The 14,627-nt window shown below is 62.1% G+C and carries 11 protein-coding genes; 3 read left to right on the forward strand and 8 right to left on the reverse strand.

The window, feature by feature from the left end; genetic code table 11:
* The 5 genes from J4E00_RS26385 to J4E00_RS26405 form a co-directional block, all read right to left on the reverse strand.
* On the reverse strand, positions 1–2,618 hold a 2,618-nt coding region (locus tag J4E00_RS26385; RefSeq protein WP_208178347.1), incomplete at its 3' end, for a DUF4394 domain-containing protein.
* A 371-nt stretch (positions 2,619–2,989) separates the two neighbouring features.
* Positions 2,990–6,664 carry a DUF4394 domain-containing protein gene (locus tag J4E00_RS26390; RefSeq protein WP_208178348.1) on the reverse strand — a complete coding sequence of 1,225 codons (3,675 nt, stop codon included), beginning with the start codon at positions 6,662–6,664 and terminating at the stop codon, positions 2,990–2,992.
* A gap of 221 nt (positions 6,665–6,885) precedes the next feature.
* Complete coding sequence (locus J4E00_RS26395; RefSeq protein ID WP_208178349.1) at positions 6,886–8,100, reverse strand: DUF4394 domain-containing protein; 1,215 nt, start codon at positions 8,098–8,100, stop codon at positions 6,886–6,888.
* A 55-nt stretch (positions 8,101–8,155) separates the two neighbouring features.
* Positions 8,156–8,695, reverse strand: coding sequence for an MOSC domain-containing protein (locus J4E00_RS26400; RefSeq protein ID WP_208178350.1), 540 nt, complete (start codon positions 8,693–8,695; stop codon positions 8,156–8,158).
* Positions 8,696–8,844: 149 nt separating this feature from the next.
* A complete protein-coding gene (locus J4E00_RS26405) occupies positions 8,845–9,309 on the reverse strand; it encodes a hypothetical protein (RefSeq protein ID WP_208178351.1) in 465 nt (154 codons plus the stop codon).
* Between the two features lie 318 nt (positions 9,310–9,627).
* On the opposite strand from J4E00_RS26405, the gene J4E00_RS26410 reads away from it, so the two are divergent.
* Entirely contained in the window at positions 9,628–10,566 is a 939-nt protein-coding gene (locus tag J4E00_RS26410) for a membrane-binding protein (protein ID WP_208178352.1), read from the forward strand.
* 86 nt (positions 10,567–10,652) lie between these two features.
* Here J4E00_RS26410 and J4E00_RS26415 read toward each other — a convergent pair whose 3' ends face one another.
* The 3 genes from J4E00_RS26415 to J4E00_RS26425 form a co-directional block, all read right to left on the reverse strand.
* Complete coding sequence (locus J4E00_RS26415; protein WP_208178353.1) at positions 10,653–10,901, reverse strand: hypothetical protein; 249 nt, start codon at positions 10,899–10,901, stop codon at positions 10,653–10,655.
* An 80-nt stretch (positions 10,902–10,981) separates the two neighbouring features.
* Positions 10,982–11,713 (reverse strand): hypothetical protein, encoded by a 732-nt coding sequence (locus J4E00_RS26420; protein WP_208178354.1) that lies wholly within the window; start codon positions 11,711–11,713, stop codon positions 10,982–10,984.
* Complete coding sequence (locus J4E00_RS26425; RefSeq protein WP_208178355.1) at positions 11,710–12,273, reverse strand: RNA polymerase sigma factor; 564 nt, start codon at positions 12,271–12,273, stop codon at positions 11,710–11,712. Before J4E00_RS26425 ends, J4E00_RS26420 begins: the two co-directional genes overlap by 4 nt.
* 212 nt (positions 12,274–12,485) lie before the next feature.
* On the opposite strand from J4E00_RS26425, the gene J4E00_RS26430 reads away from it, so the two are divergent.
* Both J4E00_RS26430 and mutM read left to right on the forward strand, forming a co-directional pair.
* Positions 12,486–13,400, forward strand: a complete 915-nt coding sequence (locus J4E00_RS26430; RefSeq protein ID WP_208178356.1) for a PhzF family phenazine biosynthesis protein — start codon at positions 12,486–12,488, stop codon at positions 13,398–13,400.
* A gap of 118 nt (positions 13,401–13,518) precedes the next feature.
* The gene (gene mutM, locus J4E00_RS26435) at positions 13,519–14,400 is read left to right on the forward strand and encodes a DNA-formamidopyrimidine glycosylase (RefSeq protein WP_208178357.1); all 882 of its coding nucleotides are present in this window, start codon (positions 13,519–13,521) and stop codon (positions 14,398–14,400) included.
* Positions 14,401–14,627: the final 227 nt, after the last annotated feature.

A 14,627-nucleotide genomic window follows, 5' to 3' on the forward strand; every position in this document is an offset into this window, starting at 1 on the left:
TGGGCCGGGTTGGGGTAGAGGCTGGCGAGCTGGGCCAGGGCGGCGGGGGCGTTGGCCAGCACGCGGGCCTGGGGGGTAAAGAGCAGGGCGAAGCGGCCGGCGGGGGCGGTGCCGGGCGCCAGGGTCAGGGCCAGGGCCAGGGCGGGGGTGGCGGCCAGGTCGGTGAAGGTGCCGGTCAGGGCGTCGCGCAGGTAGGCGTGGTAGGCGGCGGGCAGGTGGGCCAGGTGGTCGACGGCGAGCGAGTAGGTGCCGGCGGCGGGCACGGCCAGGCGCAGCGGCAGCAGCACGTCGGCCCCGGTCAGGGCCCCCTGCCCGTTGATGGCCAGCAGCTCCGCACCAGCCTCGGTAGCCAGTTGCAGGCCGTTAGAGCCAGGGAGGGCATATGCGTCGAACGCAGCATCTAAGCCGGCAGTGGCGCCTTGGTCAAAATAAACAGCCGTTTGTGTGGCAGTAGTAGCATTGCCCAGGCTCAGCAGCAATTGCGGCCGGGTATCGGAAGTGCCACGCTGAAAGGGCGTGTTGTTGTAGGTAGTGAGGCGCTCGGCGTTGGTGAAGGCGATACTGCCGGTCTGGCCCGGGGCGCTGGTCCGTACGAAAAAACCCTGCGACGAAGGCAGCACGTTGGTACCACCATTCACGCCCACACCACCAACGTAGCTGGCGTAGGAGCCGGTGTATTGGCCGCTGCTTTTGAACACGTACAGCGCGTTGTCTATGTTGGTCAGGCGGCCGTTGCTGATGACCAGGTTCCAGTCGAGCGGGGCGGGGTAGGGGTTGCCGCGCAGGTGCCAGCCACTTTCCGTCTGGCCGCCGCGCGTGAGCCCGCTGGCTGTCAGCGGGCCGTTGTTAAGCGTACCCACGAAATCGACATTAGCCGACGCTGTGATGTTCACCGTGTAGCCCTGCGTGGGGTTAAGGGCATCGCCCAAGCTATTGGGCGAGAAAAATCCTTTGTCGAAATCCTGCGGCGCGGGGTTGCCGCTGGTCGTCACGCGCTGCTCGTTGTAGCCAAATACCGTGGGGAAGGGTGTCACCGTGTTGCCCACCGTGTTGTAAGCTGGGTTCACCACGGGCGAATAGCCGGTCGTAGCCAGGTCGGCCACGGTGCTGCCGCTCACGGGTGGGCTGTAGTGGCGATAGCCCAGGCCAGCGTTGCGGCTGGGGTCGATGTAGCGCTGCACTGTGGCTGCGCCCACCACGCTGCCGCTGATGTTCACCACCTGTGCCGTGTTATCTGCATCCGAAAGCAGCGTGAACGTCTGGCCCGTCACCGTCAGGTCGCCGTAGAGCGTGAGCAGGCGGCGCACCGAGGCCGGCGCGGCCAGCGACGCTGCCGGAGCCAGACTGGCCGTGCCCAGCCCAATGGTCAGATTCTGGAAAATGGTGGGCGAGGTGCCGCCAATGGTCTGGGCCGTATTCAGGTCGAGAATTACGGTGCTGCTGCCGTTGCCGGCCAATGTGCCGCCGTTGTTGGTCCAGTTGCCGCCCACTACCAGGTTGCTACCGGTTAAGGTCGTCAGTACGGCCCCGCTCGTAAGCGTGAGAGCGTGGGTTTGCTGATTGGAGTTGAGGGTGGGCTGGTTGGGCGTGCCGCCCGGAATCACCACGTCGGTGGCCGCGTTGGGCACAAAGGCAGGCGTCCAGTTGGCGGCTGTAAGCCAGTCGGTGCTCACGCCACCGTTCCAGGTGATGGTGGGCGGTGGCAGCAGCGATACCGCCAGGTCGCGGATTTCGAAGTTGAGCAGCGTGCTGGCCGGCACCGTGTTGCCGAGCTGCGTAGCCACGCCGGTTGCCAGGTCGAGGCGGTAGGTGTTGCTGGCCCGCGAGCCGTTTGCGCGCGGTTCCGTCACCTCCGTCACGTAGCCCACGTTGGTGTTGGTCGAAGGGTTATAGAAAATATCCAGGCCGATATCAGTCGGATTGCCAATGGGGTAAGTGCCCGGCGACGCCCCACCCGTAATCACAAACTGCACGGTACTTTGCGTGTTCAGCGTGCCGCTATTGGGCGGATTCTGGATAGATAGCAACCCATTGTTCAGGTAGTCAAAATCGTAGAGCGTGGTCGTTGCCGCCGTGCCTACGAAGGAGTTAGTGTAAGCCACCGCGCCCACGCCAGGGTCGGTGGGGCTACCACCAGCGTAGGCCAGGTTGCCATCGATGCCGGCAATGGTCCCGGTAGTGGGCACCAGACGGTAGTTGGCATTGTTGGTGCTCACCACCCGGATGCGGTCCACGGTCGGGTTGAAGTCGAAGCCAATACGCTCATTGGGGCCGCCCAACTCCAGCCGAATGGCGCTGCCGATGGGCGAGGCCACATTGGTGCCGGCATTCAGCAGATAGAGCTGAGTATTGGTGCCGGCCGTGCTGGCGTCGTAGCCCAGGGCGTAGAGTAGGTTATCGGCCGGCCGGTAGTCCATGCCGACCAGCGTTTGACCAACTGCCACCCCCGTGATGCGCAGGGGCGCCAGGTTCAGCGCCGCACCGGTAGTAGCGTCAATCAGCACCAGCCCTTGCGCCCCCACCGGCTCGCCCCGGAAGTTGGACCCAGTGATGGTGCCGAGGCCCAGAATCGTTTGCGCCCGGCTCAACGACGAATTTGTCAGCAATGCCAGGAGCATAAGGGCAAAAGCTCCGCAACGGGCCACTACGCTGACTGTCTTTATTGGGTATATGGTGTGATGCATATTATTTATAATTTTGGCAAGATGAAAATTGCAAGGCTTCTGGCTGAAAATCAACGGGTTTCAAGGTAGTGAAAAAATGCCTTTGGCTTGTTCGCGTCCGTGTACGGTGCCAGAAAGGAAAAGATTAATCAAGCGACAATTGACTATAGCTGGTCGCGGCTTGATACAGAAGCTGCGTCGTTTTATAAGCACTTGAATTTCATTATTTCAGCGTAAGCCTTGCCCAAAAAACAACCCGCCGCCTGACCCATTGTCAGACGGCGGGTTGTTTTTGAATGGCCAGCGGGCGCCGTAGCGCTCACTAGTTATTGGACGACGAGTCGTTTGGCGACGATTCCGGCGGGGGTGCGGGCCAGCACGGAGTAGACGCCGGGGGCCAGGCCGGCCAGGGGCAGCTCCAGGGCCTCGCCGGCGCCGGCGGGCAGGGTGTGGCGCTGCACGGTGCGGCCCAGGTTGTCGACCAGGGAGACGGCCGTGGCCTGGGAGCCGCGCAGGGCCAGGGGCAGGCGCAGGGTGGCCGCGCCGTGGGCCGGGTTGGGGTAGAGGCTGGCGAGCTGGGCCAGGGCGGCGGGGGCGTTGGCCAGCACGCGGGCCTGGGGGGTGAAGAGCAGGGCAAAGCGGCCGGCGGGGGCGGTGCCGGGCGCCAGGTTCAGGGCCAGGGCGGGGGTGGCGGCCAAGTCGGTGAAGGTGCCGGTCAGGGCGTCGCGCAGGTAGGCGTGGTAGGCGGCGGGCAGGTGGGCCAGGTGGTCGACGGCGAGCGAGTAGGTGCCGGCGGCGGGCACGGCCAGCTGCAGCGGCAGCAGCACGTCGGCCCCGGTCAGGGCCCCCTGCCCGTTGATGGCCAGCAGCTCCGCACCAGCCTCGGTAGCCAGTTGCAGGCCATTGGCATTGGGCAAGGCCGTGGCATCGAACGCGCGGTCAAAGGCCGCGGTTGCGCCCTGCTCAAAGTAGGCCAGCATCTGGGTGCGGGCGGTAGCATTGCTCAAGCTCAGGGCCAACTGCGGGCGGGTGTCGGCGGTGCCGCGCTGGAACTGGGCCGTGGTAGCCGTGTCGCGCTCGGCGTTGGTGAAGGTAAGGCTGCCACTGGTGCCGGGAGCACTGGTCCGCACAAAGAAGCCCTGGCCCACGGGCAGCGAGTTGCTGCCGCCATTGGTCGCCACGCCATTGATGTAGCTGGCGTAGGAGCCGGTGTACTGGCCGCTGCTTTTGAACACGTACAGCGCGTTGTCGACACCACTCAGGCGGCCGTTAGTAACCATGCGCTGCCAGTCGAGGGGCGAGGGGAAGGGGTTGCCGCGCAGGTGCCAGCCGCTCTGGGGCAGGCTGCCCCGCGTGAGGCCGCTCACGCTGATGGGCGTGGCCCCGTTGTTAGCCGTGCCGGTGAAGTCGACCAGAGCCGCAGCGCTGATGTTCACCGTGTAGCCGCGTGCTGTTTCGAGCGCTTCGGCGGTGCTGGCAGGCACTTCGTAGCCCCGGTCAAAGTCGCGCGAGCCGTTGGCAGGCACGTCGGTGATTACACGGCCTTCGTTGTACTTGAAGATAGTTGGGAAGGGCGTAATCGAAACCTGCGTAGGGTCGGCGGCGCTGTTGTAGGCTGCAGCTTGGCTCACTTCAGGCGAGTAGCCGGCGGTGGCGAAATCAGCCACTGTATTGCCGCTTACCGGCGAGCTGTAGTGGCGGTAGCCCACGCCAGCATTGGCCGAAGGGTCGATGTAGCGCTGCACCGTGACATTGCCCACGATGGTCCCGCCGCTGTTGGCCACGTAGGCCGTGCCCGCGGCACTGGAAAGCAGCGTCAGCGTCTGGCCAGTGCTGGTCAGGTTACTGGCCAGTTGCAAGCCCTTGCTGATAGAAACCGGGCCTGCCAGCGTGGTGGCAGCGCTAACATTCAGAATAGGAAAGGTGGTGAGCGTGCCCGCCAGCGTGTGGGGGCTAGCGCCCGTCAGCACCACCCGGCCATTGCCCTGCGCGCCCAATGCTGCCACGGAGCCCGAGTTGTTGGTGAAGTTGCCACCTATCAACAGTACGCCATTGTCGGCCAGGGTCAGCACCGCGCCGCTGTTCAGAGTTATGTTGCGGGCCTGCTTGCCGGTGCCATTGCTGGCCGATATCGTGGGCTGGTTGGGCGTGCCGCTCGGAATTACCACATCGTTATTAGCGGTGGGTACCTGGGCGGGCGTCCAGTTGGCGGCCGTAAGCCAGTCGGTGCTTACACTACCATTCCAGGTGAGCAGGGTGCCGGCCGAGATAAAGGCGGCCAGGCCGCTCACGTCGCCACCGTTGCCGATGGTGCCTTTCGGCGTAGCTGCGCCCGATGCCAAATCCACGGTAAACAGTTGGTCATTCAGCGAAGCCCCCGAGTTTACCGACAGGTAGGCCGTGTTGGTGGTCGTGCTGGGTATGTTGTAAATGTCGAAATCAGCCCCACGCGGCGTCGTGGGCACCGTCAGGCCCGAGGGGCCCACCAGTACCAGAGTGCCATTGTTGGGCGGATTCTGGATATAAAGGTTGGCGTTGGTGGCGTCGTAGTCGTAGAGCGTGGTGCTGTTCGAGCTACTCTGATTGTTGGTATAAGCGGCGGCGCTGATAACCGGGCCGGCCGTGAGCGTGCCATCGGTAGCGGCAACGGCGCCAGTAGTGGGCACCAAGCGGTAGTCGGCCCGGTTGGTGCTCACCACCCGGATGCGGTCCACGGTCGGGTTGAAATCAAACCCAATTCGGTCGCTGGCCCCGCCCAGTGGCAGCTGCACGGGTCCGGTGCCAATGGGAGTGAGGGCCCCCGTGGTCACATTCACGGTATAAAGGCGGGTGTTGGTAGTGGCCGGGTCGTAGCCCAGCGCGTACAGCTCGCCGGTAGCGGGCCGGAAGTCCAGGCCCGCCAGCGTTTCGCCAGCGTTCAGGCTGCCCAGGGCCACGGTGGAGCGCAGCAGGCTCGGCGAGTCAGATAGGAAGGAGACCAACTGGCCACCGCTTACGGCGTATAGCAATTGGCCGCTGGTGGTGAGCGTAGCCGAAGGCACAGCGGCAATGTCGCGGATTTCAAAGTTAGCCTGCTGCGGTATGGTATTGCCCACCAGCGTGGCCAGGCCCGTTTCCAAGTTTAGCGTATATAGGTTACTGCCGCCCACATTATTCACTTCTTCGAGGTAGGCCACGTTCTGGCCGGTGGTCGGGTTGAAGTAGATATCCAGGTCGAAGCCCCGCGCCGAGCCCACACCGATGGCCGGGTTGTTGAGGCGCAAAGGACCCACAGTGTTCAGCGTGCCGCTATTGGGTGGGTTCTGCGTGGTCAGAAAACCGTTGTTCTGGAGGTCGTTGTTCAGCTCGTCGAGGTCGTAGAGCAGGGTGTTGAGTGGCGCGGCCCCGGTCACCGAGTTGGTGTAAGCGCCCGTACCGACCCGCGGCGTAGTGCCGGCATTCGTATCGGTGGCAGCGTAGGCCAGAGGGCCGTCGGTGGCAGCAATGGCGCTGGTGGTAGGCACCAGGCGGAAGTTCGCGCCGGTTGTGCTCACCACCCGAATGCGGTCGGCCTGCGGATTAAAGTCAAACCCGATGCGGTCAGTCGGTCCGCCCAGGGCCAATGCAAATTGGGGAGCTACGGCGGTTGTAAATCCGGTAGCCGGGTCTATTGTGTAAAGCTGCGCCTGCCCCGCGCCATTATAGCCCAAGCCATATAGCACACCCGTAGCCGGCCGAAAATCCATGCCCACTAGCGGCAGGCCCGTAGTGGGCACGCCCCCACTGGTAACATATGTTATGGGAGTGGGCGCAAAGGTGTTGGTCAGGCCGGTGGTCAGGTTAATGGTAATCAGCCCTTGCCCGCCGATGGTAGGGCCGGCTGTGGATGTACCCAACCCGTAAACCGTTTGAGCCTGAGCGGCTGATGTGGCCCCCAGCAGCAGGCCCGCACCCAGCGCGACGCCCATTAAGCGACGGAAGTGCCGGCCCGAAGCCAGCAGCGAAGGTAAGCGTGTGTACATAGTACGACGAAAAAGGTTGGTGGAGAGTGAAAAGCACACGCCGCTCCATCCGCAAACAGGCGGCGTGACTAAGCTACGTGCAGCGGTGAACAGTTGGATGGAGTTTTAATGAGTTTTTAATAATTAAATCAAGCCCTTTTTCGATTATTAAAAACTAGTACAGTAAAAAGCCCCCAATTATCCAAAATTGGAGGCTTTTTACTGCATAAACTTTTGGGTTGCTACTCGACGGTAAGGCGCCGGGCCACCAGCCCCGCTGCCGTATGGGCCAGCACCGAGTACACGCCCGGCGCAAGCCCGGTCAGGGGCAACGCAAGCTCTTCGCCCGCACCCACCGCCAGCGTGCGAGCGAGCACAACCCGACCCAGGTTATCCGTCACTGTTACGGGCACCGCCGCCGGGCCGCGCAGGGCTGCTGGCAGCCGAAGTGTGGCCGTGCCATGCGCCGGGTTGGGATAAAGCCCGGCCAACTGGGCCAGGGCCGCCGGAGCCGTGCTCAATGGTGTGCCAATGGTCAGGGCCAAGTCACGAATTTGAAACGGCACCACCGAAGGCACGGTGTTACCGACCAGTGTGGCCAAGCCCGTGGTGAGGTTCAGGCGGTAGAAGTTGCTGCTGCCGCCGGCCGTCACTTCTGTCAGGAACCCTTCGTTGCGATTGGTGCTGGCGTTGGCGTAGATATCGAAGTCGACGGCCTGCGGCGAGCCGATGCCGTACGTGCCCGATGCCACCTGAAACATGGCCGTGACCGGACTCGTTAGCACCCCACCGTTTGGTGGGTTCACCACCGAAAACAGGCCGTTATTCAGCTCATCAAAGGCATACAGCGTAGTGCTGGTCGCGCCGGGGTAGGAGTTGGTATACGCCACCGCGCCAATGCCCGGCACGGCCGGTGTGCCGCTGGCGTAGCCCAGGTTTGTATCGGTGCCCGCGATGGCCCCGGTGGCAGGGGCTAGGCGGTAATTGGCGCGCGTAGTGCTCACCACCCGAATCAGGTCGGCAACCGGGTTGAAATCGAAACCAATGCGCGCGGTGCGGCGGCCCAGTTCCAGCCGCACGGCCGTGCCTACTGCGGTGGCCGCGCCAGTACTGGTATTCAAGGTGTAGAGCTGGGCATTGGGAGTGGGGGCCACCGCCACGGTGTCGTAGCCCAAGCCGTAGAGCAGGCTATTGCTGGGCCGGAAATCGATGCCAACCATTTTCTGACTGGCCGGCAAGCCGCTAAGCTGAATGGGGGCGCCCACTGCCACTCCATTGGTCAGGTTGATGGTAACGAGCCCCTGCGAGCCTGCAGTATAGGTAAGATAGTTGGCAGTAACCGTGCCCAGGCCATACACGGTTTGGGCTTGTGCGGCCGGTACAATCGGCAATGCTCCCAGCAGGGAACCCAGCAGCCAGCAGCGGGAAGAAAACGACGGAAGTAGGCGTAAATTCATGGGAGAAAGGGATTTCATAAATGTGCTTTCCCAAACGGTCCCACCGGGCCGAAAGTTACTTGGCAGCTTCGCCCGTGCTTTGTTCCACCACCCGCACCGCATCGCCCACCCGGATGACGCCACCCTGCGCAATGTGCGCCGTGAGGCCACCGTGCCCGCGCATGGCGTTGTAGCCGCCGGGACCCAGCTCTTCCTCCATGCGTGAGCAAGGGTGGCACTCGCCGGTGATGTCCAGAATTACCTCATCACCAATGCGAATCTGGCGATTCTTCAGGGCCAGCAGGTTCAGGCCGCTTACCACCAGGTTGCGACGCAGGCGACCGGGCTCCACCGGCATATCTAGCCCGAGGTAGCCCGCTACCGCCGCCAGGTGCTCGTGCTGGATAAGCGTGACCTGTCGCTTGCCGCCCGTTTTGGGCCGCGCGTGGTCGCCAAATATGTGCGAATCCGTTTTCAGCTCCGCCTCGGGCACCGACACCAGCGGCTCGCGGCGCACCGGCCGCTGGCCAATCCACTCCAGGCGGCCGGTTTGGGGCAGCGTAGCCAGCAGCCGGGCCACAGTAGATTTATCATCGCCGAAGAAGGGGAAAGGCATGTTTTTGGTGATTAATGGTCAGTGAGTAATGAGTTGCTTTATGCATCAGGTGCCTTATCTGCTTCGTCTGGCTCTTCTCTTCGTGGAAGAGGGGTAGGAGAGGCCCTATGCCAGCAAAATGGTTAGTAATAAGTTGCTTTCAGCAACAATCACAGCTCATCTGCCGTGCCGAAGCCCTCCCGGATTTCGGTATGTCGAATCTGGCCACCAAGGTTGCCGGCCCGCGCCAGCAGGCTGAAGCTAATGGTGGCCGCCACCAGCGTGAGTAACGAAAGTAGGCGGGCTTTGGGTGAATTATTTTTCAGCATTAGCAGGCTGAGTAACGCCAGGGAAGCGGCTCCTTCCAATACCCAAAAACCCAGCTCGGCAGCTTCGGCGTGGTTGTGAATGAGGGCCCGGCTGACGCGGGGCAGGTTTTGCACGATGGCCGCCGCGCCGGCCCCCGTAAGCTGGGCGGGCAGGCACAGCAAGCCCGCCGCCAGCACAGCCACGTGGCCGGCCTTTGTCAGACTGCTATTTTGCCGCAGCAGGCCCACACCCAGCAGCACGGCGGCGAATAAGCTGCCGATAATAGGCACATGATTAACAATGAGATGAATATGAGCCTGATTCATAAATGATTCGCAAGGAGGATGACCGCTTGGCAACGGGGCACAAAGCTACTTCGGGTCTAGTAGGCAGCAGGTAATTCCACGCAACCATTTCGCAGCCGCGTTGCCTCTTATGAAATGAACTGCTACCGTCCTGCAAACGTTATTTCGACAGCCCGATATCCGGCCTAAGGGGCAGCTGCCACCGCCGGAATTCACAATTAAAAAGTATGATAGCCGTTGCCCTCATAAGGCCGGTGGTAAAAACGCTTGTAAGCTCAGGCTTCTGGCATTGCGCTTGCCTTAGCTCTGGTTAGTAGTTCTTCATCCCGACGTTCCACTATGACTTTCCTCCCCACTGTTTTTCGCCGCCTGGCCGCGCCGCTGCTGCTCGCTTTGCCGCTGGCAATAGTCGCGCCCGCTCAGGCCCAAACCGTTCCGGCTCCCACCGACGTTATCCGCGAGATAACCGATGCTGTGGGCCTCAAGGCGCGCTTTGAACTGCGTGCCACCCGCGAGGTAGACAACGCCGCCGCCGTGGTGTACAATGGCAAGCGCTTCCTGCTCTATAATCCGGACTTCCTGAATTCTGTGAACCATGCCGGCCACACCGACTGGGCTGGCATCAGCATTCTGGCGCACGAAATGGGCCACCACCTCAACGGCCACACCCTGCGCGATGGCGGCTCGCAGCCGGCCGATGAGTTGGAGGCTGATGAGTTCTCCGGCTTCGTGCTGCGTAAGCTGGGGGCCAGTCTGGCACAGGCCCAGGCCGCTATGGCTACCGTGTCCGACGACCAGGGCTCCAGTACCCACCCCGGCCGTTCGCCGCGCCTCGCGGCCATTGGCGAAGGCTGGCAACGGGCCAACACCCAGATTGCTGCCAGCATCCGGGCCACCGTGCCCTCGGCTGCACCGGCCGTAATAGCCGCCAGCGTCCCCACGCCCGCCGTTCGTTCTTACCCTACCACTTCTGAAGAAGCCAATGCCGGCGAGATGATTGCCGTGAGCCAGAGCACCGGCAATGCGGTGCGTCTCGTCGGACAGCTCACGTTCCGCAACAATCCCAGCCAGCGCTACTACCTCACCAACGGCCTGAAAGTGGTGCGGGTGGATGAAGACGACAACGCCGAAGAAGTAGGCCGCATCACCCGTACCACCAGCACCACGTTTCCATATGTGCTGACCGACAGCCAACAGCACCGTCTGTTCATCACCGCTCGCGGCGATGTTTATGATAAGGCTGGTCAGCGCGTGGCCAAGCTGCATGACCCTTCTTAGTGCCGAATAACCATAAAAAAGCCCCGCTTCCAGACTAGGAAGCGGGGCTTTTTTATAGCAGGCACCCGGGTAATATTAATGCTGGCTTACCGACCCAGTAGGAAGTGAGCATTGTAATTAGTGTCGTAAATGGCGAACCGACTGGAATCGGCGGCTGGTAGCAAATAGCGCGAAAGGCTCGGTTTGGGTACGGTCGGCGTGACTGCTGGCAGTGGCTGTGCCATGCGGGCCACTACCAGCAGCACTAGCATCACAAGCAGTTGGAGCCAGTCGCTTTTCGCGCTGGTTTCTGCCGAAAGGTAACGGCGGACTAGGGCGTTGTTGGGTACATCCATGGGTAGTAACAGAAGATTGATAGATATAATTAATTAAGCAGAATGGCGCAAAGCGGCGCTCATAAAAAAGCGTGGTTGCACTAGCTTAGCAGGTGGCGCACGCCTTGGAAAAAGCGCGTGAACCACCGCCCAATGCCCCGCCGGTTTTCGGGCTGGCGTTGCGTGAGCTTGCGATAGCCAATTTTCTCGTTGTTGCCAGCCGGCTTTTGCGTTTTGGCCGAAGCGCTCGGAGCCAGCTGCTGAGCCGGCGCGCTAACCTGCGGTGCAGCCGCAATGTGTACTGGAAGAGACGTCGTTGCCGACGCAGTTTCAGTGGGTACCACGACTTCCGGCGTGAGGGCCGTTTGCACGGCCGCCAACCCTGCCGAGTCAAGCCCCACCGGAGCAGCAGATTGCGCCGCACTTATGGGCCGGACATCGGCCCGCCGCTTGCGTGGGGCTTGCTGCGGCTGTGCTACTGGCTCAGCGGTTGGCTGTGCCTCAACCGCCGACACATCCATTGCGGGAAGCTGCGCCGCCGGTGCGGGCACAGCGGCTGGCGCGTATGGCGCAACCTGCACCACCGGCGCCGCTGCTTGCGAGGCAGGCTGGGCCTCCGGGTGGGGCAGCAGCCAGCCCAGCCCAATGCCTACCGCCGCCGTGAAGGGCAGCAGCAACCGGTAGGGGAAGCCGGCGCTAGGCGCAGGCAGGGTGGCAATGCGCTCGGCCACGCCCTCCCACACGCGCGGGTGCGCATCGGGCGGCAAGTCGTAGTCGCGAAAAACGTCGCGCAAAGACTGGTCTAGCAGGTTATCTTCGGAGGGGTTGCTCATAATCGGATGTAATCATTTTGACGTTTGTAGAGCTCGGCAAGCTGCTTGCGGGCCTTGCTGAGCTGGGCTTTGGAGGTGCTTTCCTGAATGCGGAGCAGCTCCGCGATTTCACTGTGCGAGTAGCCGTCGACGGCATAAAGCAACAGCACTACGCGGCAGCCATGCGGCAGCAACTCAATGAGCTTCAGTACCTCGTCTACCTTCAGCCCTTCAAACGCCGTGGCATCGACGGCCATTGAAGGCGGGGTGATATCGTCCACGGGCTGGGCTTCGCTTTCGTGCCGCAGGCGGCCGCTGCGCCAGTGGCTAATGGCCGTGGTGACGACAATGCGCCGAATCCAGCCTTCGAGCGTGCCGCCGGACCGGAACTCCTGCAAGTGGGCAAATACCTTCACAAAAGCATCCTGCAAAATATCCTCCGCCTCGGGCACGGTGTAGGCGTAGCGCCGCGCAATGCCCAGCATCCGCCCCGCGTAGCGCAGGTACAGGGCGCGCTGGGCCGCCGGTTCACGGCGGAGGCAACGGGCAAGCAGGTCGTCGAGGTCGGAAGTGGCTGGCATGAACGGAAGCAGCGCCCTGGCTTGGGGCATCCTCGATTACACAAGACGCACGCCTGGCTGCAAAGGCTTCTGCACGAAGGTATTTTTTATTTAATAAATTGAAATAGAGCGGTCGATGTACCGTGCTTGGCTTAGCGGGCAGCCGGTTTGCTCGACTTGTCGGGGGGGCAGCGTTCCTTCGTGGTTCTGTTTCACCTGCTTTCCGTGTGCCCATGTCCCAGTTGCCTTTTCTTCTTGTCGATGCATTTACCACGCAACCGCTCAGCGGCAACCCCTGCGCCGTGGTACTCGATGCCGACAACCTGCCGCCCGTCACCCGCCAGCGGCTGGCCCGCGAATTCAACCAATCCGAAACGGCGTTTGTGAACCAGGCCGCTCCCGATAGCCTCGAATTCACCGTGCGCTTTTTCACCCCCGCCGAAGAGATTCCGCTTGCCGGGCATCCCACCATTGCCACCGTAGCCGCTCTGCTGCATGCCGGCCGGGTAGCCCTGCCCACCAGCGGCACATCCTTAACGCTTACGCTGCACCTACTGCACGGTCCCATTCGGGTAGATGTGCTGCCGGCTACTGACCAGGCGCCCCCGCTGATTTGGATGACGCAGCGCCGGCCGGTATTCGGGGCTTTGCACGCACCCGAAGCGGTGTTGCCGCTCTTTGGCTTAACACCGGATGACCTGCTGCCCGGTGCGCCCATCCAGACCGTGAGTACCGGTACGCCGCAACTCATGGTGCTGCTGCGCGACCATGCCGCCCTGCGCCGGGCCCACGTAGCCGACCCCGTCGCCCTGGGCCGCTACCGCGCCGAAAGCGACTTTTTTAGCCCCCACCTGTTTTGCCTGGGCGGAGCGACGCCGGCAGGGCACACGTTTGCCCGCCACTTCGGTACCCCGCCCGATGTAGCGGAAGACCCCGTTACGGGGTCGGCTACGGGCGGCATGGCGGCTTACCTGTGGCACTACGGCTACCTGAAATCGGCTGAATTCCTGGCTGAGCAAGGGCACGACATGGGCCGCGCCGGCACCGTGCAGGTGCGCGTAAGTGGCCCGCCCGAGGCTATTGAGGCGGTGCAAATTGGTGGTACCGGGGTAGTGGTATTGGAAGGCAGCCTGCGTAGTGATTTGTAGGTTGAGGTTGCAACTGGGATGAGTTTGGCGCTGTTAGTAAGCAACCAGAACGTCTTGCCTCGGCTGTGCCCGGCATCATGGCTGTTTATGATAACAATCACTCAACTGCATCTCCCAAGTGCCCGAACTACCCGAAGTCGAAACCTACCGCCGATTCATTGATGAACTGGCCGTGGGCCAAACCATTGCCGCTGTGCAAGTGAACGACGCCCACGTGCTGGCCACGCCCGAAGACCAGCTCCGCGCCGGCCTTATGGGGCGCACTATCACGGGCACTAGCCGCCTGGGCAAAAACTGCTTCCTGGAGCTGGATAATGGGAAAGTGCTGGTGCTGCACTTCGGCATGACCGGCGACGTGGGTGCTTACCGCGACGAGCCCGACGCCCCGCGTTTCACCCGCGTTGCCCTGCACTTGGAAGATTCTGGTTTGCGCTTGGCTTTCATCGACCCACGCAAGTTCGGTCGCATTCGGCTCGCCGACAGCGCCGCTGCGCATCAGAAAGCAAAGAAAATTGGCCCCGATGCGCTGGAAATAACCGCCGCCGAGCTTTACCAAAAACTGGCCCGGCGCAAAACGCTGCTCAAGCCACTGCTGCTCGACCAGGGCATTACCGCCGGCCTCGGCAACTGGATTGTAGACGAGGTGCTGTTTCAGGCCAAGATTCATCCCGAGCGACTAGGCTCAACCCTCACCGAAAAGGAGGGGAAAGCCCTGCACGACGCCGTGCAACTGGTGCTGAATACGGCCATTAATCAGGAAGCAAATTACCGGCATTTCCCGGCCAGCTTCCTCATTCATGCCCGCGAATGGGACACTTCGGCCACACCCGCCAGCGACGACGCGCACACCTTCTGCCCACGCCACCCGAAGGTGAAAATCGACAAATATTATGTGGGTGGCCGGGCCACCTACGTGTGCCCGAAGTGCCAGCCCGCGCCTGATTCACAGGCGGATGGCAGCGCCGCCCATGCACGCCCCAAAACCAATCAGGAGCAGTAGAAACAAGCTAAGCAAGTGGGCTAGCCGGGCATCAGCATTATGATTGAAAACAGCGAACAGCAGGTTGATAAACAGTTGAACGGCTATAGCCACTGCCGTAATGAGTGCATACCTGAGTTCATCATAGCGGTTAAGCAGCCGGATGCTTACCACAGCCAGCATTAAAATGATAAGATTGAGGCACAGGACCCGAGTGTATACTGATGCCATCAGGCTATGGCTTTTGG

Source organism: Hymenobacter negativus, from assembly GCF_017571495.1.
Lineage (GTDB): Bacteria > Bacteroidota > Bacteroidia > Cytophagales > Hymenobacteraceae > Hymenobacter > Hymenobacter negativus.